At 70.2% G+C, this 21404-nt stretch carries 23 protein-coding genes; 17 read left to right on the top strand and 6 right to left on the bottom strand.

Features of this window, described 5'->3' with window-relative positions; genetic code table 11:
* Positions 1–88: 88 nt before the first annotated feature.
* Positions 89–889, bottom strand: a complete 801-nt coding sequence (locus tag ASD48_RS00820) for an AAC(3) family N-acetyltransferase (protein WP_057599370.1) — start codon at positions 887–889, stop codon at positions 89–91.
* 183 nt (positions 890–1072) lie between these two features.
* Here ASD48_RS00820 and ASD48_RS00815 point away from each other — a divergent pair, with 183 nt between their 5' ends.
* The 8 genes from ASD48_RS00815 to ASD48_RS00780 are packed head-to-tail and all read left to right on the top strand — an operon-like array spanning position 1073 to position 7671.
* On the top strand, positions 1073–1816 hold the full coding sequence (locus tag ASD48_RS00815; RefSeq protein ID WP_054239144.1) for a metalloregulator ArsR/SmtB family transcription factor: 744 nt from the start codon (positions 1073–1075) through the stop codon (positions 1814–1816).
* Positions 1813–3234 carry a Fe-S cluster assembly protein SufB gene (gene sufB, locus ASD48_RS00810; protein ID WP_020130536.1) on the top strand — a complete coding sequence of 474 codons (1422 nt, stop codon included), beginning with the start codon at positions 1813–1815 and terminating at the stop codon, positions 3232–3234. The genes ASD48_RS00815 and sufB overlap by 4 nt, the downstream gene beginning before the upstream one ends.
* Before the next feature lie 59 nt (positions 3235–3293).
* Positions 3294–4511, top strand: a complete 1218-nt coding sequence (sufD, locus tag ASD48_RS00805) for a Fe-S cluster assembly protein SufD (protein WP_057599369.1) — start codon at positions 3294–3296, stop codon at positions 4509–4511.
* Positions 4511–4831, top strand: a complete 321-nt coding sequence (locus ASD48_RS00800) for a non-heme iron oxygenase ferredoxin subunit (protein ID WP_057599368.1) — start codon at positions 4511–4513, stop codon at positions 4829–4831. Before sufD ends, ASD48_RS00800 begins: the two co-directional genes overlap by 1 nt.
* A gap of 7 nt (positions 4832–4838) precedes the next feature.
* A complete protein-coding gene (gene sufC / locus ASD48_RS00795; protein ID WP_020130533.1) occupies positions 4839–5603 on the top strand; it encodes a Fe-S cluster assembly ATPase SufC in 765 nt (254 codons plus the stop codon).
* Entirely contained in the window at positions 5600–6856 is a 1257-nt protein-coding gene (locus tag ASD48_RS00790; RefSeq protein ID WP_020130532.1) for a cysteine desulfurase, read from the top strand. Before sufC ends, ASD48_RS00790 begins: the two co-directional genes overlap by 4 nt.
* A gap of 18 nt (positions 6857–6874) precedes the next feature.
* A complete protein-coding gene (gene sufU / locus ASD48_RS00785) occupies positions 6875–7342 on the top strand; it encodes a Fe-S cluster assembly sulfur transfer protein SufU (RefSeq protein WP_054239147.1) in 468 nt (155 codons plus the stop codon).
* The gene (locus tag ASD48_RS00780; protein ID WP_020130530.1) at positions 7339–7671 is read left to right on the top strand and encodes a metal-sulfur cluster assembly factor; all 333 of its coding nucleotides are present in this window, start codon (positions 7339–7341) and stop codon (positions 7669–7671) included. The genes sufU and ASD48_RS00780 overlap by 4 nt, the downstream gene beginning before the upstream one ends.
* Positions 7672–7767: 96 nt before the next feature.
* Here the strand turns inward: ASD48_RS00780 and ASD48_RS00775 are convergent, their stop codons facing one another.
* Complete coding sequence (locus ASD48_RS00775; RefSeq protein WP_057599367.1) at positions 7768–8601, bottom strand: AbfB domain-containing protein; 834 nt, start codon at positions 8599–8601, stop codon at positions 7768–7770.
* Between the two features lie 374 nt (positions 8602–8975).
* Between ASD48_RS00775 and ASD48_RS00770 the strand changes: the two genes are divergently transcribed.
* On the top strand, positions 8976–9296 hold the full coding sequence (locus ASD48_RS00770; RefSeq protein WP_057599366.1) for a multidrug efflux SMR transporter: 321 nt from the start codon (positions 8976–8978) through the stop codon (positions 9294–9296).
* Positions 9296–9838, top strand: a complete 543-nt coding sequence (locus tag ASD48_RS00765) for a TetR family transcriptional regulator C-terminal domain-containing protein (protein WP_057599365.1) — start codon at positions 9296–9298, stop codon at positions 9836–9838. The genes ASD48_RS00770 and ASD48_RS00765 overlap by 1 nt, the downstream gene beginning before the upstream one ends.
* 84 nt (positions 9839–9922) lie before the next feature.
* On the opposite strand, the gene ASD48_RS00760 is transcribed toward ASD48_RS00765, so the two are convergent.
* Positions 9923–10876: a winged helix-turn-helix transcriptional regulator gene (locus ASD48_RS00760; protein WP_057599364.1), complete on the bottom strand. Its 954-nt coding sequence runs from the start codon at positions 10874–10876 to the stop codon at positions 9923–9925.
* A gap of 144 nt (positions 10877–11020) precedes the next feature.
* On the opposite strand from ASD48_RS00760, the gene dapD reads away from it, so the two are divergent.
* The 3 genes from dapD to ASD48_RS00745 all read left to right on the top strand — a co-directional run bounded on the left by dapD (position 11021) and on the right by ASD48_RS00745 (position 13769).
* A complete protein-coding gene (dapD, locus tag ASD48_RS00755; protein ID WP_057599363.1) occupies positions 11021–12010 on the top strand; it encodes a 2,3,4,5-tetrahydropyridine-2,6-dicarboxylate N-succinyltransferase in 990 nt (329 codons plus the stop codon).
* A gap of 387 nt (positions 12011–12397) precedes the next feature.
* Positions 12398–13345, top strand: a complete 948-nt coding sequence (locus ASD48_RS00750) for a hypothetical protein (RefSeq protein ID WP_242432476.1) — start codon at positions 12398–12400, stop codon at positions 13343–13345.
* Positions 13338–13769, top strand: a complete 432-nt coding sequence (locus ASD48_RS00745; RefSeq protein WP_057599362.1) for a hypothetical protein — start codon at positions 13338–13340, stop codon at positions 13767–13769. Before ASD48_RS00750 ends, ASD48_RS00745 begins: the two co-directional genes overlap by 8 nt.
* Before the next feature lie 893 nt (positions 13770–14662).
* Here ASD48_RS00745 and ASD48_RS00735 read toward each other — a convergent pair.
* Complete coding sequence (locus ASD48_RS00735; RefSeq protein WP_057599360.1) at positions 14663–15166, bottom strand: hypothetical protein; 504 nt, start codon at positions 15164–15166, stop codon at positions 14663–14665.
* Positions 15167–15416: 250 nt separating this feature from the next.
* A complete protein-coding gene (gene dapA, locus ASD48_RS00730) occupies positions 15417–16406 on the bottom strand; it encodes a 4-hydroxy-tetrahydrodipicolinate synthase (protein WP_079073556.1) in 990 nt (329 codons plus the stop codon).
* A gap of 164 nt (positions 16407–16570) precedes the next feature.
* On the opposite strand from dapA, the gene ASD48_RS00725 reads away from it, so the two are divergent.
* The 4 genes from ASD48_RS00725 to ASD48_RS00710 all read left to right on the top strand — a co-directional run bounded on the left by ASD48_RS00725 (position 16571) and on the right by ASD48_RS00710 (position 19440).
* On the top strand, positions 16571–17047 hold the full coding sequence (locus ASD48_RS00725) for a phage holin family protein (RefSeq protein WP_057599358.1): 477 nt from the start codon (positions 16571–16573) through the stop codon (positions 17045–17047).
* On the top strand, positions 17044–17637 hold the full coding sequence (locus ASD48_RS00720) for a DUF3618 domain-containing protein (protein ID WP_057599357.1): 594 nt from the start codon (positions 17044–17046) through the stop codon (positions 17635–17637). Before ASD48_RS00725 ends, ASD48_RS00720 begins: the two co-directional genes overlap by 4 nt.
* A 341-nt stretch (positions 17638–17978) precedes the next feature.
* Positions 17979–18683: a winged helix-turn-helix domain-containing protein gene (locus tag ASD48_RS00715; RefSeq protein ID WP_079073555.1), complete on the top strand. Its 705-nt coding sequence runs from the start codon at positions 17979–17981 to the stop codon at positions 18681–18683.
* Between the two features lie 13 nt (positions 18684–18696).
* Positions 18697–19440, top strand: coding sequence for a hypothetical protein (locus tag ASD48_RS00710; protein ID WP_057599356.1), 744 nt, complete (start codon positions 18697–18699; stop codon positions 19438–19440).
* A gap of 15 nt (positions 19441–19455) precedes the next feature.
* On the opposite strand, the gene ASD48_RS00705 is transcribed toward ASD48_RS00710, so the two are convergent.
* Entirely contained in the window at positions 19456–21282 is a 1827-nt protein-coding gene (locus ASD48_RS00705) for an endonuclease/exonuclease/phosphatase family protein (RefSeq protein ID WP_057599355.1), read from the bottom strand.
* Between the last annotated feature and the right edge of the window lie 122 nt (positions 21283–21404).

Genomic DNA, 21404 nt, shown 5'->3' with positions numbered 1-21404 from the left:
TCTAGGTTCGCGGTCGGGGGCTCGGACCGGGGGGTGCGGGAACCGGCCGGACGCGACGGCGGCGCAGGCCCGCGAAGGGCGCACCGCTTCAGAGTTCCTCCTCGCGGGAGCGGTGCAGCGGCAGCCACCGCTGTGCGTAGGCCACCGCGTCCGCGACCGGAAACAGCCGTACGTCGGCCGCCCCGACGGTGCCCCGTACGACGTCACGGTCGCGTTCGAAGTCATGGCCCAGCTCGTCGAAGCGGTCGGAGTCGATGGACACCTCGGTCACCCTCTCCCACGTCCCGCCCGGCCCCGGCCGGCCCACCTCGACGAGCGGGGCCGGGATCCGGTACTCGGCCAGATGGAAGCTGGTGCAGGTGGCGTAGCCGGCGCCGAGCAGCAGGACCCGTGCCCCCGCCTTCTCCAGCCGGGCCAGCGGGCTGCGCTCGCCGAGCCGGCAGTCCGGGGCGTGCCCCTCGACCAGTTCCGCGGCCCGGGCCCCGAGCGCCGCGAACGAGGTCTGCGGGTGGGCGCTGCGCAGCGCGCCGGGCCAGGTGCGGACCGTCTCCGGGATCACGCCCACCCCCAGTGCGGGAGTGATGAGGGGGTCGTAGGCGGGCATGGTCGCCCGTATCCGCTCCCACCACTGCGCGGGGACCGGCGGATTGCTCCACAGGGCCGGGTCGGACAGGTCGCCGGACTGGGTGGGGACCACGAGTGTGCCGTCCGGGCCGATCGCGTCGAGCAGTCCCCGGACGACCGCGACGGCGCCCCCGCAGACCCAGCCGAGCGAACTGAGCGAGGAGTGCACGAGGAGGATTTCTCCGGGTTCGACACCCAGTGCGCGAAGCTCCGCGGCGAGGGTGTCACGGGTGACAAGTGGGCCGGTGGGAGGGGGTGTGGGCATGGTTCGGCAGTGTCCTGGACGGGGGCTCCGCAGGCCAGTGCTTTTATCGCGACGCAGGCTTCCCCGGATCGGCCGGAGATCGTTTTCGCAGGTCAGATTAGGTTTACCTAAGTGACGCAGGGCACCGCCCGTCGATCCGGACGCGGGTTGCCTGTGTCTGAGGAATTACGCAACAATGGCGTTGTGAAAAACGTCGGCGAGGCTCGGGAGACCCCCACGGGGACCCCCCAGGAGGAGATCGCGACCGGTGAGCGCTCGACGCGCAACCGGGTCGCGCGGTCCATCCTGGACCACGGGCCGTCGACCGTCGCCGAGCTGGCCGGCCGGCTGGGCCTCACCCAGGCCGCCGTACGCCGGCATCTCGACGCGCTGGTCGCCGACGACGTCGTGGCAGCCCGTGAGCAGCGGGTGTACGGAGCACGGACGCGCGGGCGCCCCGCCAAGGCCTTCGCCCTCACCGACTGCGGCCGTGACGCCTTCGACCAGTCCTACGACAAGCTCGCCGCGGACGCCCTGAGCTGGATCCAGGAGCGCTTCGGCGGGGACGAGGCCGTCGTCGCCTTCGCCCGCGCGCGGATCGCCGAACAGGCCGCCGGGTACCGCGCGGCCATCGAGGCGGCCGCTCCGGAAGAGCGGACCGAAGCCCTGGCCAAGGCCCTGAGCGCGGACGGGTACGCTGCTACGGCGCGCAGCGCACCGGTCGGCGAGCAGCTGTGCCAGCACCACTGCCCCGTCGCCCATGTCGCCGAGAAGTTCCCGCAGCTCTGCGAGGCGGAGACCGAGATCTTCTCCCAGCTGCTCGGGACGCACGTCCAGCGACTGGCGACCATCGCCCACGGCGACGGCGTGTGCACGACGTTCATCCCCAAAGTTTCCACAGCCACTCACAACGCATCTGCAAGCACGGCCGGGAGGAACCCCGCATGACTCTCCCCACGGAGACTGCCCACCCCGAACTCGAGGGCCTGGGTAAGTACGAATACGGCTGGGCCGACTCCGACACGGCCGGCGCCTCTGCGAAGCGCGGCATCAACGAGGACGTCGTCCGCGACATCTCGGCCAAGAAGTCCGAGCCGGAGTGGATGACCAAGCTGCGCCTCAAGGGCCTGCGGCTCTTCGGCAAGAAGCCCATGCCCAACTGGGGCTCGGACCTGTCGGGCATCGACTTCGACAACATCAAGTACTTCGTGCGCTCCACGGAGAAGCAGGCGGAGTCCTGGGAGGACCTGCCCGAGGACATCAAGAACACGTACGACAAGCTCGGCATCCCGGAGGCGGAGAAGCAGCGCCTCGTCGCCGGTGTCGCGGCCCAGTACGAGTCGGAGGTCGTCTACCACCAGATCCGTGAGGACCTGGAGGAGCAGGGCGTCATCTTCCTCGACACCGACACCGCGCTGAAGGAGCACCCGGAGCTCTTCAAGGAGTACTTCGGCACCGTCATCCCGGTCGGCGACAACAAGTTCGCGTCGCTGAACACCGCGGTGTGGTCCGGCGGATCCTTCATCTACGTGCCGAAGGGCGTGCACGTGGAGATCCCGCTCCAGGCCTACTTCCGTATCAACACGGAGAACATGGGCCAGTTCGAGCGGACCCTGATCATCGTCGACGAGGGCGCCTACGTGCACTACGTCGAGGGTTGTACGGCCCCGATCTACAAGTCGGACTCGCTGCACAGCGCCGTGGTCGAGATCATCGTCAAGAAGAACGCCCGCTGCCGTTACACGACCATCCAGAACTGGTCGAACAACGTCTACAACCTGGTCACCAAGCGCGCCGTGGCGTACGAGGGCGCGACCATGGAGTGGATCGACGGCAACATCGGCTCCAAGGTGACGATGAAGTACCCGGCCGTCTACCTGATGGGCGAGCACGCCAAGGGCGAGACCCTCTCCATCGCCTTCGCCGGCGAGGGCCAGCACCAGGACGCCGGCTCCAAGATGGTCCACATGGCGCCGAACACCTCGTCCAACATCGTGTCGAAGTCCGTCGCGCGCGGTGGCGGCCGGACGTCCTACCGCGGTCTCGTCGAGATCGGCGAGGGCGCCCACGGCTCCAAGTCCAACGTGCTGTGCGACGCGCTGCTCGTCGACACCATCTCCCGCTCCGACACGTACCCCTACGTGGACGTCCGTGAGGACGACGTGTCCATGGGCCACGAGGCCACCGTCTCCAAGGTCAGCGACGACCAGCTCTTCTACCTGATGAGCCGGGGCATGACCGAGTTCGAGGCGATGGCGATGATCGTGCGCGGCTTCGTCGAGCCCATCGCGAAGGAGCTGCCCATGGAGTACGCCCTCGAGCTCAACCGGCTGATCGAGCTGCAGATGGAAGGCGCGGTCGGTTAAGACCGGCACCCATAAGCAGCCAGCGAAACCTGACGTAGGAAGAGAGCAGACCGACAGCCATGGCTGAGGCTCAGAACGCCCCCAATCTCGAATCCACTCGACCGGGGGGACCCCCACCTGTGGGCTCCACCACCGCGGGCCAGATCGCGGTGGCCGCCGAGTCGACCGTCGCCACGCGCATGAGCGCGCCCGCCTCCTTCGACGTGGCGGACTTCCCGGTCCCGCACGGTCGCGAGGAGGAGTGGCGGTTCACGCCGCTGGAGCGGCTGCGCGGGCTGCACGACGGCACCGCCGTCGCGACCGGCGACGCCGTGAAGGTCGCCGTCGAGGCGCCCGAGGGCGTCACCGTCGAACTCGTGGACCGCGACGACCCGCGCCTCGGGAAGGCAGGCACCCCGGTGGACCGGGTCGCCGCCCAGGCGTACTCCGCGTTCGAGAAGGCCGGCGTGGTCACCGTCCCCAAGGAGACGGTGCTTACCGAGCCGATCCGTATCGCGGTGCACGGTGAGGGCGGGGTCTCCTTCGGCCACCAGGTCATCGAGCTGGGTGCCTTCGCCGAGGCCGTCGTCGTCATCGACCACACCGGTGACGCCGTGCTCGCCGCCAACGTCGACTACGTCCTCGGGGACGGCGCGAAGCTGACCGTCGTCTCCGTCCAGGACTGGGACGACAAGGCCGTGCACGTGGCCCAGCACAACGCCCTCGTCGGCCGCGACGCGACCTTCAAGTCGGTCGTGGTGACCTTCGGCGGCGACCTCGTCCGTCTCCACCCGCGCGTGGCGTACGCCGGCCCCGGAGCCGAGGCCGAGCTGTTCGGTCTGTACTTCACGGACGCAGGTCAGCACCAGGAGCACCGCCTCCTGGTCGACCACAACGTCCCGCACTGCAAGTCCAACGTCGTCTACAAGGGCGCCCTCCAGGGCGACGGCGCGCACGCCGTGTGGATCGGCGACGTGCTCATCGAGGCCAAGGCCGAGGGCACGGACACCTACGAGATGAACCGCAACCTGGTCCTCACGGACGGCGCGCGGGTCGACTCGGTGCCCAACCTGGAGATCGAGACCGGCGAGATCGTCGGTGCCGGACACGCCTCCGCCACCGGCCGTTTCGACGACGAGCAGCTCTTCTACCTGATGGCCCGCGGCATCCCGGCCGACGAGGCCCGTCGCCTGGTGGTCCGCGGCTTCTTCGCCGAGCTGGTCCAGCAGATCGGTGTCGACGACATCGAGGAGCGCCTGATCGCCAGGATCGAGACCGAGCTGGAGGCCACGGTCTGATGACGGCCTTCGTACGCGCCTGCGGGCTGAGCGAGCTGGAGGAGGACACCCCGAAACGGGTGGAACTCGACGGCACGCCGGTCTCGGTCGTACAGACCGAGGGGGAGGTGTTCGCCATCCACGACATCTGCTCCCACGCGAACGTCTCGCTCTCCGAGGGCGAGGTGGAGGACTGTCAGATCGAGTGCTGGCTGCACGGCTCCAGCTTCGACCTCCGCACCGGCAAGCCGTCCGGCCTTCCCGCGACGCGCCCCGTCCCCGTATACCCCGTAAAGATCGAAGGGGACGACGTGCTCGTCTCCCTCACCCAGGAGTCCTGAGGCACCCATGGCAACGCTTGAAATCCGAGACCTGCACGTCACCGTCGAGGCCGACAACGCCACGAAGGAGATCCTCAAGGGCGTCGACCTCACCGTGAAGCAGGGCGAGACGCACGCCATCATGGGCCCGAACGGCTCCGGCAAGTCGACGCTCGCCTACTCCCTCGCGGGCCACCCGAAGTACACGATCACCGGCGGCACCGTGCTGCTCGACGGCGAGGACGTCCTGGAGATGTCCGTCGACGAGCGCGCCCGCGCGGGCCTGTTCCTCGCCATGCAGTACCCGGTCGAGGTCCCCGGCGTCTCCGTGTCGAACTTCCTGCGCACCTCCGCCACCGCCATCCGCGGCGAGGCCCCCAAGCTGCGCACCTGGGTGAAGGAGGTCAAGGAGGCCATGGAGCGTCTCCACATGGACACCTCCTTCGCCGAGCGCAACGTCAACGAGGGCTTCTCCGGCGGCGAGAAGAAGCGCCACGAGATCCTCCAGCTGGAGCTGCTCCGGCCCAAGGTCGCGATCCTCGACGAGACGGACTCCGGTCTGGACGTCGACGCCCTTCGCATCGTCTCCGAGGGCGTCAACCGGGTCCGCGAGACCGGTGAGGTCGGCACCCTGCTGATCACGCACTACACGCGCATCCTGCGCTACATCAAGCCCGACTTCGTCCATGTCTTCTCGGCCGGCCGCATCGTCGAGTCCGGCGGCGCCGAGCTCGCCGACAAGCTGGAGAACGAGGGCTACGAGGCATACACGAAGGGTGGCGTATCCGCGTGACACAGCTGCCGGGCCTCCTCGACACCGAGGCGATCCGCAAGGACTTCCCCATCCTGGACCGGCAGGTCCACGACGGCAGGAAGCTCGTGTACCTGGACAACGCGGCGACCTCGCAGAAGCCGCGCCAGGTACTGGACGCCCTGAACGAGTACTACGAGCGCTACAACGCCAACGTCCACCGCGGTGTGCATGTGCTCGCCGAGGAGGCCACGGCGCTGTACGAGGGCGCGCGCGACAAGGTCGCCGCGTTCATCAACGCGCCGAGCCGCGACGAGGTGATCTTCACCAAGAACGCCTCCGAGTCGCTCAACCTCGTGGCGAACATGCTGGGCTGGGCCGACGAGCCCTACCGCGTGGACCACGAGACCGAGATCGTCATCACCGAGATGGAGCACCACTCCAACATCGTTCCGTGGCAGCTGCTGTCGCAGCGCACCGGCGCGAAGCTGAAGTGGTTCGGCCTGACCGACGACGGCCGGCTCGACCTCTCCAACATCGACGAGATCATCACCGAGAAGACGAAGATCGTCTCCTTCGTGCTGGTGTCGAACATCCTCGGCACCGTGAACCCGGTCGAGGCGATAGTGCGCCGTGCGCAGGAGGTCGGGGCCCTGGTCCTGATCGACGCCTCGCAGGCCGCGCCGCACATGCCGATGGACGTGCAGGCCCTCCAGGCCGACTTCGTGGCCTTCACCGGCCACAAGATGTGCGGCCCGACCGGCATCGGCGTCCTCTGGGGCCGCCAGGAGCTGCTCGAGGACCTCCCCCCGTTCCTCGGTGGCGGCGAGATGATCGAGACGGTGTCGATGCACTCGTCGACATACGCCCCGGCGCCGCACAAGTTCGAGGCGGGCACCCCGCCGATCGCGCAGGCGGTCGGTCTGGGGGCGGCCATCGACTACCTGTCCGCGATCGGCATGGACAAGATCCTCGCCCATGAGCACGCGATCACCGAGTACGCGGTGCGGCGCCTGACCGAGGTCCCCGACCTGCGGATCATCGGCCCGGCGACGGCCGAGGACCGCGGTGCGGCGATCTCCTTCACGCTCGGCGACATCCACCCGCACGACGTGGGCCAGGTGCTGGACGAGCAGGGCATCGCGGTCCGGGTGGGTCACCACTGCGCCCGGCCCGTCTGCCTGCGCTACGGAATTCCCGCGACCACGCGAGCGTCGTTCTATCTGTACTCCACGCCGGCCGAGATCGATGCTCTGGTCGACGGTCTGGAGCATGTACGGAACTTCTTCGGCTGAGGGGCGTGAGCTGAGACCGTGAAGCTGGACTCGATGTACCAGGAAGTCATCCTGGATCACTACAAGCACCCGCACGGGCGTGGTCTGCGCGACGGCGACGCCGAGGTGCACCATGTGAACCCGACCTGCGGCGACGAGATCACCCTCCGTGTGAAGTACGACGGCACGAAGATCGAGGACGTCAGTTACGAGGGCCAGGGCTGCTCGATCAGCCAGGCCAGCGCGTCCGTCCTGAACGACCTGCTGGTCGGCAAGGATCTCGCGGAGGCGCAGAAGATCCAGGAGACCTTCCTGGAGCTGATGCAGTCCAAGGGCAGGATCGAGCCCGACGACGCGATGGAGGAGGTGCTGGAGGACGCGGTCGCGTTCGCCGGCGTCTCCAAGTACCCGGCCCGGGTCAAGTGCGCCCTCCTGAGCTGGATGGCGTGGAAGGACGCGACGGCCCAAGCCCTGGGCGGAGCCGACGCCGAAAGGAAGACGGCATGAGCGAGACCCTTGAGATGAAGCCGGCCTCCGAAGAGGAAGTCCGCGAGGCGCTGTACGACGTCGTCGACCCCGAACTGGGCATCGACGTCGTCAACCTCGGGCTGATCTACGGCATCCACATCGACGACGCGAACATCGCGACGATCGACATGACCCTGACCTCGGCGGCCTGTCCGCTGACGGACGTGATCGAGGACCAGGCGAAGTCCGCCACGGACGGTCTGGTCAACGAGCTGCGCATCAACTGGGTCTGGATGCCGCCGTGGGGCCCGGACAAGATCACGGACGACGGCCGCGAGCAGCTTCGCGCGCTCGGCTTCAACGTCTGAGATTCCGGCCGGGTCGCCCGAGACCCGCCTGGCATCTCTTGCCTCCCGCACACGAGAGCGGCGGCACCCACCGGGTGCCGCCGCTCTCGTGTGCGCTCAGGCCAGCCCGTCCACCAGGTTGAACGAGAAGTCCTCGCGATGGTTGGAGCCGTAGCCGTACGCGTCCAGGCGCAGTGCGAAGTTCTTGTGGCGCAGGAAACGTCCGGGGTAGTTCACCGACTCCAGCATCACCGCGCCGGAGGCGTAGGAGGAGGGGACGGCGCAGAAGGTGGCGTCCTGCTTGAAGAGGGCCGAGCCGTCGTTGCGCTCGGCGCGCAGGACGAAGTCGCGGTGCCGCAGGTACGTGCCGTCCGCCGTGACGAAGGTGACGCAGGAACTGTCCGCCAGGCCTTTCACCACGGTGAAGGTGGAGTCCGCACGGGACTCCGACCCGCCGACCTGATCGAGTTTCACCAGACCGCCGCTCACATGCCAGTAGCGGTCGGGGTAGTTGACCGAGCGGACCGAGCGCCGGACAACGGCCGGCTCGGGGGCGGACGGCTTGGTCGTCGACGACGCGGACGGCGCGGCCGGGGCGTGTGGCGTCGAACTGCCCTGCGCCTCGGGGGAGGAGGAGGTCTTCGGCGACGCGGACGCGGTCGTGCTCTGCTTCCCCGTCGGGGTCGGCGACCCGCTCGCGGAGGGGGTGGCGAAGGAGATCAGGCCGCCCTCCGTCTCCTCGTCCGACAGCGTCTGTCCCTGACGGGCCTGCGACTTGTCGTCAACGGGCTTGTCGTTCAAGGCGATTGCGGTCACGCACGCCACGATGGTGGCGACGGCGAGACCGCCGGCCAGCCAGAGGCGCCGTGTTCCGGGTGCCCGGGAGGTGTCCGGGGCCCAGCCGTTCTCCCAGGGCTGTTCCTGAGAGGGCCGGGACTTGTTGTCTGGCATGCGCTGTTCCTCCAGCGGCGTTCCCTGACGGCGGCCGCGGCTGCGATGACCCGGTGTGTGAACGGTGAAACAGTAGTGGAACCGGTGGCTCAGGTTCATCCGTTTGGGTGAGCGCTTTCCATAACGCTTTCGACTCCGCATCGACAACGCTTCCCGCTTCGCGGCGACTTGGGTCGACTTGGGATGGGGGTGGCGGCCGGTCGCGCGTCCGGCGGGGTCCGGAGTGCGGCGAGCGGGAGCCAGCGGGGGCCCCGGCGTGCGGCGAGCGGGAGTCGGTCGGGCGGGGGTCCGGCGTGCGTCGCCCGGGAGTCGTTCGGGAGTCCGGCGGGCAGCGATGTGTACGGTCGTACGCATCACTGTGTACGCTTGTACACATGGGATACCTGACGCTCGCCGGCGCCATCGCCGCCGAGGTGGCCGCGACGACCGCCATGAAGTACAGCGACGGCTTCAGCAGGCTCTGGCCCTCGCTGCTGACGGCGTCCGGCTACGTCGTCTCCTTTCTGCTCCTCGCCCAGACCCTCAAGACCGTCGGCATCGGCACGGCGTACGCGATCTGGGCCGGGGTCGGCACCGCGGCCATCGCCGTCATAGGGCTGGCCCTGTTCGGGGAGTCCCTGACGCCCACCAAGGCCGTCGGCATCCTGCTGATCGTCGGGGGCGTGGTCGTACTGAACCTGGGAGGTGCGCACTGATGCCCCGGCGTCACGACCCCGAGCGGCGGCAGCGCATCATCGACGCGGCGATCCGGGTCGTCGGGGCGAAGGGGCTGGCCGGACTGACTCACCGCTCGGTCGCCGCCGAGGCGGACGTGCCCCTCGGCTCCACCACCTACCACTTCGCCACCCTCGACGAACTGATGATCGCCGCCCTGCGGCAGGCCAACGAGGGCTTCGCCAAGGCCGTCGCGGCGCACGGGGGGCTGACGGACACCCGCCTCGACCTGCCCGCCGAACTGGCCGGAATGCTCGGCGAATGGCTGGCCGGCGAGCGTACCGGTGTCGAGCTGGAGTACGAGCTGTACCTGGCCGCGCTGCGACGGCCCGCGCTGCGTCCCGTGGCCGCCGAGTGGGCCGAGGACCTCGCCACCCTCCTCGCCGGGCACGTCGATCCCCTCACCGCACGCGCGTTGGTCGCGCTGATGGACGGGATCTGCCTCCAGGTACTGCTGACGGACGCGCCCTACGACGAGGAGTACGCGAGGGAGGCGCTGACCCGGCTCATCCCGAAACGCTGACCCGGCCCGTCCCCGTCCCCGCCGCCGATCCCTCCGCTCCCGTGGTCTCTCCGCTCCTGGGTCTCTCGGCTCCCGTGCGCCCCTCTACTCCCGTGCGCCCTTCCGCTCCTGTGGGTCCCTCGCTCCCGTGGGTTCCTCAGGTGTCGCTCCGGGGGTTTCCTCGCCCAGGCGCCGGACGACGCCGAGCGCCTCCTCCACGCTCCCCGCCACGTCCGTCACCGGGTACTGCACATGCCGGACGACCCGCTCCCGGTCCACGACCAGGGTCAGCCGTTTCAGCCGGCTCGCCCCCGCCGCCCGGAACGTCGGCAGCCGCAGCGCGGTGATCAACGTCAGCTCGGCGTCGGACAGCAGCGGAAAGCCCAGCCGCTCCTCCCGCGCGAACGCGCGCTGCTCGTCCGGGCGTTGGGTGGACACCCCGTGCACCGCCGCGCCCGCCGCGCGGAACCCGGCGAGCCCGTCGCGGTAGGTGCGGGACTCCAGCGTGCAGCCAGGAGCGCCCGGGATCTCCGCCCAGCCCGGTGGGTAGGCCTCGGGGCGGGCGTAGGCGCCGGGGAAGCAGTAGAGAACGGTGTGGAGCGCGTCGTCGGCGACCGGATCGCGCGGCGAGCCCTGGTCGTCGACCAGCCGGAGCGCGGGCAGCCGGGTGCCCGTCAGCGCGTGCACCCGCCGGGCCTCCGCGGACGCCTGTTCGGCCGTGGCCGTGGTGCTGCCGTCGCCCAGGACCCAGGCATCGCCCCAGTCCTGGAGGGCGACCAGGACGGGCAACAGGGCCCGGCCGCGCGGGGTGAGGCGGTACTCGTGGCGCACCGGGCGCTCCTGGTACGGCACCCGCGCGAGTACCCCGGCCTCGACGAGCAGCCGCAGCCGCTCGGTCAACACCTTGCGGGACAGGCCGAGTTCGCGCTGGAGCTCGTCGAAGCGGTGCACTCCGCGGGCGGTGTCGCGGACGATCAGCAGGGTCCACCAGTCGCCGACGACGTCCAGCGCCTGCGCGATGGCGCAGCCGGAATCCTCCAGGCTCGTCCTGCGGGCCATGGGCCTCCTCCCGTCGCTGACGGCCATGCTGGCACAGTTGGTTCCCAAGAGAAACTCACCAGGTCGGCGGGGCGCGCGGCCCGCGTCCTGAGACACCGCTGTGCGGGTTGGCCTCTGCGGCCCCCTGCCGGTTAGGTTGCCCTCATGACCGACACGACTGTTCCCCGCACCACCGGCGCCGCGGCCGCCGGCCTCGCCACGATCGCCGCTGACGGCACTGTTCTCGACACCTGGTTCCCCGCGCCCGCGCTCGTCGCCGAGCCCGGCCCGTCCGGCACCGAGCGCCTGTCCGCGGAGAAGGCCGTGGAACTGCTCGGCGAGGGTGCGGCGAAGGCGGTCGGTCCGGACGCCCGCCGGGGCGTCGAGGTGGTCGCGGTCCGCACGGTCATCGTCTCGCTCGACGACAAGCCGCTCGACGCCCACGACGTCTACCTGCGCCTGCACCTGCTCTCCCACCGGCTCGTGAAGCCGCACGGGCAGAGCCTGGACGGCATGTTCGGCCACCTCGCGAACGTCGCCTGGACCTCGCTCGGCCCGGTAGCCGTGGACGACGTCGAGAAGGTCCGTCTGAACGCCCGCGCGGAGGGTCTGCACCTCCAGGTCACGTCCATCGACAAGTTCCCGCGCATGACGGACTACGTCGCGCCGAAGGGCGTCCGGATCGCCGACGCCGACCGGGTCCGCCTCGGCGCCCACCTCGCCGAGGGCACCACGGTCATGCACGAGGGCTTCGTCAACTTCAACGCGGGCACGCTCGGCACCTCGATGGTCGAGGGCCGCATCTCCGCGGGCGTCATCGTCGGCGACGGCTCGGACATCGGCGGCGGCGCCTCCACGATGGGCACGCTGTCCGGCGGCGGCAACGTGATCATCTCCATCGGTGAGCGCTGCCTCATCGGCGCCGAGGCGGGCGTCGGCATCGCCCTCGGCGACGAGTGCGTGGTCGAGGCCGGCCTCTACGTCACCGCGGGTACCCGGGTCACCATGCCCGACGGCCAGATCGTCAAGGCCCGCGACCTCTCCGGCGCCTCGAACATCCTCTTCCGCCGCAACTCGGTCACCGGCGCGGTCGAGGCCCGCCCGAACAACGCGGTATGGGGCGGCCTGAACGAGATCCTGCACAGCCACAACTGATCACCGGCGGCCGCGACCTGCGGCCGTCCCCACGATCAACGTCCTGACCTGCTGCCGAGCTGCCGGCAGCCGTCGGCACCGGTCACCATCGAGCGCCCTTCCACGGCCCCAGGACGGCCCGGGAGGGCGCTCGTGCGGCGCGTGGGCAACCGTCAGCGGCGAAGGAGCCTCCGTCCGGGGGCTGTCGGGCGCCGTGACCGTCGATGCCGTCGGTGCCGTCGGTCGACAGACGACCGATCGACCGAAGACGTCCCGCGGCAAGGCGCCTTTCTGCCATCGTTGACCAAGACACAGCGGGAGGTCGAACCTGCTGGTCGCGCGGGGGCATGGGGCATCCGAGGGGGGATCGTGCCGTTCTTCATCCCAATCGTTCTCATTGGTGTCGGTGTGGCGACCGGCGGTAGCGGGGTCGCCCTGGGCGGCAAAGGCGCCCACGACCTCAAGCGTTCGAAGGACCGGGTCAAGGAGGCGGGCCAGGAGTACGAGCGACGCCTGGCCCGGGCCGAGGAGGCGCGGGCGGCGACGAACACGGTCCTCGCCGCACTGGGGGAGCAGCAGCGGCAGGCGCTCATCGATGTCGTCGTACGCATGGGCGACTTCCTGCGCCGCCATGAGCGACAGGTGCGCGAGAGCGAGCGGCTGCTGGTGGAGGGCATCGACGTCACCATGGCCCAGATGCCCGGGCTGCGCGGCCTCGATGTCGACGCCGTGGCATGGATGGGCGGGGTTCTCGGCTCCGCGGCGGCGGGCGCGGGCGCGGGCGCCGGGATCGCGGCGGCGGCGAGCAGCTTCGGAGTCGCGAGCACCGGAGCGGCGATCTCCGGGTTGACGGGTGCCGCGGCGGAAAGCGCGACCCTCGCCTTCCTGGGCGGGGGGTCGCTCGTATCGGGTGGCGGCGGGATGGCCCTGGGGGCCACGGCGCTCAACTTCGTCACCATCGGTCCCGCGCTGCTCGTCGGTGGACTGGTCGTCAAGGGCCGAGGTACGAAGGCGATGACCCGGGCGAGGGAGGTCGAGGCGGAGATCGCCGTGGCCATCGCCGGGCTGGACGAGACGGACGCTCACCTGAAGGGCGTCGAGGCGCGCGCCGCGGAACTGCGCGAGCTTCTCACGGACCTCACCTTCCGAGCGCTTGAGGCGCTGGAGTGCCTGGAGTCCGAGCCGTTCGATCCGCCGAGGCACGCCGATCGCTTCCAACGGGCCATGATGCTGGTCATGGCGGTCCGCGACGTGGCGTCGACTCCGATCGTGGACGCCGAAGGCGAGTTGGACGAGCGCATCGGGAACCTCACCATCAGGTACGGACGATCGACCGAGGAGACGCAAAATGCCTGACCAGCCCAAGGTGCATGTAGGAAGGGTCGTCGACGCGGCCAGGGGTTCGGTCTGGGCGATGGACGGCTTCGCCGCGCTGAACCAGATCGTCGAAGCCGCCCGTGAGTGCATCCACATCCACGAGGTGGAGAGCACCAAGAGAGCCCGGATCGAGGCCTACGAAGCTACGGAGGTCGCTCGGATCCGGGCCGCTGAAGCCGTCCTCAAGGACTACTTCGCCCAGGCATTCGCGGAGCGCCGCAGCCTCTACGAGGAGATGTTCACCCGGCTGGACAGGGCACTCGACGAGGGAAACGGCGAAGTGCTGCAGACCGTCGTCCGGGGGATCGTCGACATCGCCAAGAGCTCGCCGCTCGCGAACATCGGTGACCTCTCACAGGTCCGGGCGGCACTGGACGACCCGGATCAGGTGTGGGATCTCTGATCGAGGCCTAGAACCGGCCTGGCCACCAGGGCACTTCCAGGCTCTCGGCGGGGATGACCTTGGCCCTCGTCAGAACCTTCCTGTCGAGGGCCCACACGAGGGCGCGCAACTCGCGCGCGCTCTTTCTGGGCAGTGCGTGAAGCACGGCTTCGAGGTGCCCGCGGAAGCCGGCGCCATAGCACCCGCACCGGGGGACACCGCAATCAGAACCCGTGTGCGGGTCTACGAGTTGCCGGAGAGGGCCGTGGGCGAGGGCCTTCCAGTGCCAGAAGGCCTCTTCGGTGGCTTCGGGCCCGAAACGGGTCCGCTCCAGCCGACGCAGGTCGGCTGTGCAGGAGCCCGAAAGGCGGTCGATGATCGGATACCGTCGCGGCCCCCGAGGGCGGACGGGGAGGTCGGCCCGCAGGGCCGAGGGGCGCCTACGCGGCATTGCCCCTTTGCTTGTCGGTCATGGGGGCAACGTACAGAGCCACGCGGCGGGTGGCTACCGCATTTCCAGGAACCGTGAGTCACCGAACTGCTGGAGGGTATCCGTGTCGCCGGTTGCCTCCCAGACGGGTCGGGCGGTTTCCCGCATGGAGGCGATGCGCGCTGATCGTTCCGCGTCGAAGCTCATGAGGAGCGCCTCTCCAGGGTGGTTCGCGGGCTGTCGGCGCGTTGTCAGTGGCTGCGGCTATGGTCGCGAGCGCGCGGTCGGCTTCCGGGGGTTCCAGCTCTGAAGGGAATGGTTGCATCCCCGTCCTGTCCGGGGGCGGCCCGGAATCATGTCCGGGACCCAACCGACGGTCGGGCTTCGTCGATGGCCACGCAGGTGACCTGCCAGCGCCGACCGCGCGTCACACCCACCGAGCTCGACCGTGCGTGGGTGTCCCGGAAAAAGGGGGGGGGCTTCCTCATGCCTGCAGTGCTGCCGCGCATTCCGCCAGGGTGGTGAAGTCCTCCTCGCGCAGGCCGAGTCGGGGATCCACGTGGTGCAGGAGAGCAGGTGCCGGGTGGTGGGTGGTGACGTACGCCGTGTCGGCGGGGGACTGTTCGTCGTCCACCCAGGCGAAGGGGCGGCCCGCCGCGTGGGTGACGATCGCCTCCGTCTTCCAGTGGACCCCGTCGGCCCGGTGGGCGAAGAGCGCCTCGCCGAAGTCGACGTACGGAAGCTCGGGCAGTCCCACCACCGGCGCGATCCAGCGGTTGGCCTCGGCCATCCAGGTCGTCGCCCAGCACAGGTCGTAGGGCAGGCGGAGCAGCGCGGCGCCGTGCCCGGGGTGCAGCCAGACCCGCAGAGGGCGCTCACGGCCCACGAACGCCCTGATGGTCGTATAGCCCGCCGGCCGCTGCGAAGGCTTGGCGGCGTACGGGTTGAGGGGACCGTCGACGTCGAGGTACAGCAGCGGCCGACTCATGCACTCACCGTACGTGGGCACGTCCGCGGGGCCGGAGGAATTTCACGGGGGTCCCGACGCAGGGGCGGGGCGTCCGTGTCGCGAGAGGTGCAGGCCGACCGTCGCCGGGGACTCAGGAATCCGGCCGGGCGACGACCCGCTCGTAGGCCACGACCGGCTCTCGGGCCTCGGCCCGCTTGTGGGCCGCGGGCCGTTCGTAGGCCGCGGGCCGTTCTCAGGCCATGAGCCGTTCGTAGGCCGCGGGCCGTTCTCAGGCCATGAGCCGTTCGTAGGCCGCGCGCAGGCCGTCGACCGTCTCGCGGTCGGCGGGTCGCAGCGGTGCCCGGACCGGGCCGGCCGGCAGGCCCAGGTCGCCCAGGAGTCCCTTGGCGGTGACGGTTCCGGGCAGGCCGGAGGCCATCATCGCCTCCACCAGTTCCATGGCCTGGTGCTGGAGCCTCGCGGCCCGGGAGGTGTCGCCCGCGTCGAACGCGTCCAGGACGCAGCGGAGCCGGTCCGGCACCACGTTCGCGACCGTGCTGACGTAACCGGCCCCGCCCACCGCGTACAGGGCGAGGTGGTGCTCCTCGCAGCCCGCGTAGTAGGCCAACTCGGTGCGGGAGAGCACCTTCTGGGCGCCGAGGAAGTCGTAGGAACAGTCCTTGACCGCGACGATCCGGGGGTGCTCGGCGAGCCGGAGCATGGTGTCCGGCTCGATCCGGGTGCCCGTGCGGCCGGGGATGTCGTACAGCATCACCGGCAGCCCGGAGGCGTCCGCGACCTCCCGGAAGTGCGCCTCCAGGGCGTCCTGCGGAGGCCTGCTGTAGTACGGGCTGACGACGAGCACCCCGTCCGCGCCGGCCTTCTCGGCGGCCCGGGCGAGTTCGACGGTGTGGCGGGTGTCGGAGGTGCCCACCCCGGCCACGATCGACGCCCGGTCGCCCACCGCCTCCCGTACCGCGGCCACCAGTTCCGCCTTCTCGGCGTCCGAGGTGGTCGGCGACTCGCCCGTCGTGCCGGAGAGCACCAGTCCGTCGCAGCCGGCGGACACCAGCCGGTCGGCGAGCAGCCGCGCACCGTCGCGATCCAGTGCGCCGGTCCCGGTGAACGGCGTGATCATCGCGCAGAGCGCACGGCCGAAGACCGGGGCGGGGCGTGGGGCGGGGGCAGAAGACGGGGCAGGGGACCGGGCAGCGGACTGGGCAGCGGACCGAGTGGGAGCCGGACTCGGACTCGGGGGCGTGGGGCGAGCTGTCGTCATACGGGTAGTCTCTTGCGCATCAAGGTGAAGCTCTACTTAATTCTTCTACGGTATACAGGTAAGCATTCCTGTATCGATGTTCCGGCGTCGAGGGTCGCCGTGGGGATAGCGGGGGTCGGCCGGGGGTACCCGGATGTTCCGGAACCGAGAGGAGGCGGAACGCCGTGACCGGGACCACGGACATCCGGCCCATCCGCAGCGAACACCACAGCGGCCAACGCCACAGCAACGGGCACCACGGCAACGGGCATCACAGTGACGGGCGCACCGTAGGCGAACTCGTCAACCGGGCCACCGAACAGCTCTCCCTGCTCGTACGGCAGGAACTGGCCCTGGCCAAGCACGAGTTCACCGAGAAGGGGCGTCGTGCCGGGCGCGGCGGAGGCCTGCTCGGCGCCGCGGGCGCGTTCGCGTACGCCGGGCTCCTGGCGCTCGCGGGCACCGGCGTCGCCGCCCTCTCGCTGACGCTGCCCGTCTGGGCGGCCGCGCTCATCGTGACGGCGGTGCTCTTCGTGATCGCCGGCGTGCTGGCCGCGGTCGGCCGTGGCCAACTGCGCCGGGCCGCGCCGCCCACCCCCGAGGAGACCCTCGGCAGCGTCCGGGCCGACGTCGAGGAGATCAGGGAAAGGGCACACCGATGACGGACAGGACAACGGCCGACCTGCGTCGGCAGATCGAGCGGACCAGGCACCGGCTCGGGGCCACGGTCGAGGAGTTGGCGGCCCGGGCGGACGTCCGCGGTCGCACCCGGGCCCGCGCCGCCGACCTCATGGACCGGGCCGGCGCGATGACCGTACAACTGCGCAGCACGGCGTCCCAGGCGAGCTATCACATGCACGAACGCGCCGAGCGTGCGGGACACGCCGTTCAGGAACGGGCCGGGCGTGCGGGACATGCCGTTCAGGAGCGGGCGGGGCGTGCGGGACACGCCGTTCAGGAAAGGGCGGGTCATTCGGCCCAGGGGCGAGGGGGTCGTGCGAGGCACGCCGTGCAGGACGCCGCGGCCCGCGTCGGCCACACCGCCCAGGAACACGCGCTTCACATTCGCCATGAACTCGGCGACAACGCGGCCCGCGCGGGTCGCGCGGCGGAGCGCTCCGCGCCCGCTCCGGTCCGGGTACCCGTACGGTTCGCCCTCCGGCACCCGTGGCCGGTGGTGATCGTGGGCACGGCGGCGGTGGCAGTGGTGGCGGCCGGGGTGATCGGCCGACGCAACGCGAAGCAGCAGTAGCGGTCGGAGCGGTGGGCGCCCAGGCGGGAGCCTCGTAGAGGTGGTCGTCGTAGCTGTAGTCGCCGTAGCGGTAGGGATCGGAGCGGTAGGGATCGGAGCGCTAGGTGTCTAGGCAGTAGGCATCCAAGCAGTAGCCGTCGAAGCGGCAGGCATCGAAGCGGCAGGCATCGAAGCGGTAGGTGTGCCGGTCGCGAGCGTTGGACCACGCTCGTGACCGGCACGTTCGGTGTTCGGGGGCCGGTCGGGACGGCGGGGCGCCGGTACCCCGGGCCGCTCGCCGCCGACTCACCGAACATTCGATTCGCCTGGACAAAAAAAGTGTTCGGTGAGACGGTGGACGCATGCTGGACGTGACCGTGATCGAGGACCCCGAGGCCGCCGCCGTCTCCCTGGACCCCATACGGGCCAGGCTGCTCGCCGAGCTGGCGGCCGGACCCGCGTCGGCGGCGATGCTGGCCGGCAAGGTCGGGCTGCCGCGGCAGAAGGTGAACTACCACCTCAAGGCGTTGGAGCGGCACGGCCTGGTCGAGCTGGCCGGAGAGCGCCGCAAGGGCAATGTCACCGAGCGGCTGATGCGGGCCACCGCGGCGTCGTACGTGATCTCGCCGCTCGCGCTCGCCCCGGTGCAGCCGGATCCGGACCGCTTCCGGGACCAGCTGTCCGCGCGCTGGCTGCTCGCGCTCGGGGCCCGGCTGGTGCGCGATGTCGGCTCGCTGCTCACCGGTGCCGCGAAGGCACGCAAGGGCCTGGCGACCTACGCGCTGGACGGCGAGGTGCGCTTCGCCTCGGCCGCGGACCGGGCCGCGTTCGTCCAGGAGCTGACGGCGGGTGTCAGCGCGCTCATCCGCAAGTACGACGCCCCCGAAGCCGAAGGCGGCCGCGACCACCGGATCGTCGTGGCCGTCCATCCCGCGGTCAAGCCCCGGGCCGAGCCCGCGGTCGAGCCCCGGGCCGAGCCCGCGGTCGAGCCCCGGGCCGAGCCCGCGGTCGAGCCCGGGGCCGAGGTGCGGAGCCAGGCCCGGAACACGGAATCAGACAGTGAGTGATCAGGAGCCAACCATGTCCAAGGAATTCGAGATCGCCCGCGAGTTCGAGGTCGACGCCACGCCGCAGCAGGTGTGGGACGCCTTCACCGCGGGGACCGGCGGCTGGCTGTGGCCGATGGAGGCGCCGGAGCCGCGCGAGGGCGGCAAGGGGCCCTTCGGGTCCACGGTCACCGTCTGGGACCCGCCCCACCGCTACACCAACCGGGTCGAGAACGTCGACGGCATCTCCGAGCAGACCCTCAACCAACTCGACTACACCGTCGAGCCCCGCGACGAGGGCCGGCGCGCGTGGGTGCGCTACGTGCACAGCGGTATCTTCGTCGACGACTGGGACAACCAGTACGACGCGGCCGGCCGGCACACCGACTTCTACCTGCACACACTGCGCCAGTACCTGACGCACTTCGACGGCCGCCCGGTCGCCTTCGTCACCTTCGACGGGCCCGACGCGTCCAAGGCGCCCGACGCCCTCGCCGCGGTGGCGCGGGCGCTCGGCCTCGCGGACGACGCGGCCGACGGCGCGCGCGTCCGGGTCGGCGGCCCCGAGAAGCGGCTCCTCGAGGCCGTGGTCGACTTCAGCAGCCCCTACTTCATCGGGCTGCGCGGCGACACCTCCCTCGTCCGCTTCTTCGGCCGGAACCACTGGGGTTACCCGGTCGGCGTCAGCGTCCACGACTTCGCGCCGGACGCCGACGCCGAGGCGAACGAGACCGCGTGGCGGGGCTGGCTGGACGGAGTGTTCAGCCGGCCCCGGTGACCGCGGCCGGAGGTGTCACGGCTGGAAGCGCAGCACCTGCGGGTCGTGGTCGCTGATCTGGTCGTGGAACTCCGAGTTGATGTGCACGCTGTCGTACTCGAGGCCGCAGCCGCGCCTGATCGACGGGCTGACCAGTATCTGGTCCAGGACCTGCTGGTTGCCCTGGTAGTCGTAGGTGTAACGCTCGCTCTTCGGCAGCGACTTGATCGCCGACCACAGCTCTCCGTCGCCCTCGAGGAGCTGCGCGGTCCCGGAGAACTCGAAGTCGTTGATGTCGCCCAGCGCGATGACGTCCGCGTTCTTCTGCGTGTCGAGGATGTCCTTGACGAACGCGTTGACCAGCGTCGCCTGCTGGTGGCGCTGGGTCTCCGAACTGCGCACCACCGGCTGGTACTGCGCGGTCAGGCCCTGGTCGCCGCCCTTCGAGTTGAAGTGGTTGGCGATCACGAACACCGTGCGGCCGCGGAAGACGAACTCGCCGACCAGCGGCTTGCGGCTGCTCGCCCAGGCCGTGGCGGCCGGCTCGATGCGGCCGGGGGAGGCGGTCAGCTGTGCCTTGCCGTGCACCTTGGTGACCCCGACGGCCGTGCTCGCGTCGCCGCCCGCGCGGTCGGTGAAGGAGACCCGCTCCGGGTTGAACAGGAACACCTGACGGATGTTCCCGCCCGGCTCGCCGCCGTCGGTGTTGTTCGCCGGGTCGATCGAGCGCCAGTCGTACTTCGGGCCGCCCGCGGCCACGATCGCGTCGATCAGCGTGCCGACCGTGACATCGGCGGCGACGGTACCGTCGTTGGTCGCGCCGTTGTTGTCCTGGATCTCCTCCAGGGACACGATGTCGGGCGACTTCAGGTTGTTCACGATCGCGGAGGCGTGCTCCTCGAACGTGGCGTCGGACGGGTCGAGGTTCTCGACGTTGTACGTCGCGACCGCGAGCTCGCCCTTCTTCTGCTTCTGCGTCGTCTCCCGCTCCAGGCCGCCGCTCTTCAGCGTGCCGAGCCGGTTCGCGACGAGGGTGTAGCCGCCGAACTGGTTGTAGTCGAGCGGGCCCGCGGTGACGCCGGTGAGGGAGTCGCCGACGTTCGCGACGGGGAAGTCCGCCGTCGCGCCCAGCGACTGGATCTGGAGCCGGCCGGTGTTCTGCGAGGTGTAGGAGCCGTACAGCGCACCCCCGCGGCTGCTGGTGTTCTCGCGCGGCTTCACCGTGACCCACAGTTCGGTGTACGGGTCGGTGGCGGTGACCACGCGGGCGTCGGCGACCTGGACGTTCATGCCCTCGAGGGACTCGTAGTAGTCCAGGGCGTACGTGCCGGGCCGCAGGGTGAGGCCGTTGACCGAGTTGCTCGCGGCGGCGTCGCCGGCCGGGGTGTAGGCGGCCGGGACCGACTTCGCGTTCACGACCGTCGCGGCCGGGACCGCGTTGCCGCTGGAGACGACCGTCACCGTCGGCTTGGTGATCTCCGTGACGGTCTGGTTGCCGGTCGAGGCACCGCCCGGGACGAACTCCGAGACCGTGCCGGTGACGGTGACGGAGTCACCGACGGCGACCTTCGGCGTGGAGCTGGTGAAGACGAAGACGCCCTCGCTGGTGGCCGGGTCGGCGTCCGGGTTCGGATCCTGGATCCAGAAGCCCCTGGACGACCCGTAGGTGCGCACACCGGTGACGATTCCGGCCACACCCGTGACCGCCTGGCCGGCGTACGGCGACATCCGGGTCGTGCCCTGGATGTAGTGGATGGCCACCGTCTCCGCGTGCGCGGGCGCGGACAGGGCGACGGTGGAGGCCGCGGAACAGACGGCGGCGACGGTGAGCGCGGCGAGACGCGCGGACTTCTTGCTCGGCAACGGAAATCCCTCCGGGGACGTACATGAGCGCCGGGACGAGGGTGGAACTGGAACGAGGGTGCAGTGTGGAGCGTGGAACGAGGGTGGAGCGTGAAACGTGGAACGAGGGTGGAGCGTGAAAC

The sequence above is a fragment of the Streptomyces sp. Root1310 genome (genome assembly GCF_001426425.1).
Classification (GTDB): domain Bacteria; phylum Actinomycetota; class Actinomycetes; order Streptomycetales; family Streptomycetaceae; genus Streptomyces.
This window is presented reverse-complemented; position numbering and strand designations above follow the sequence as displayed.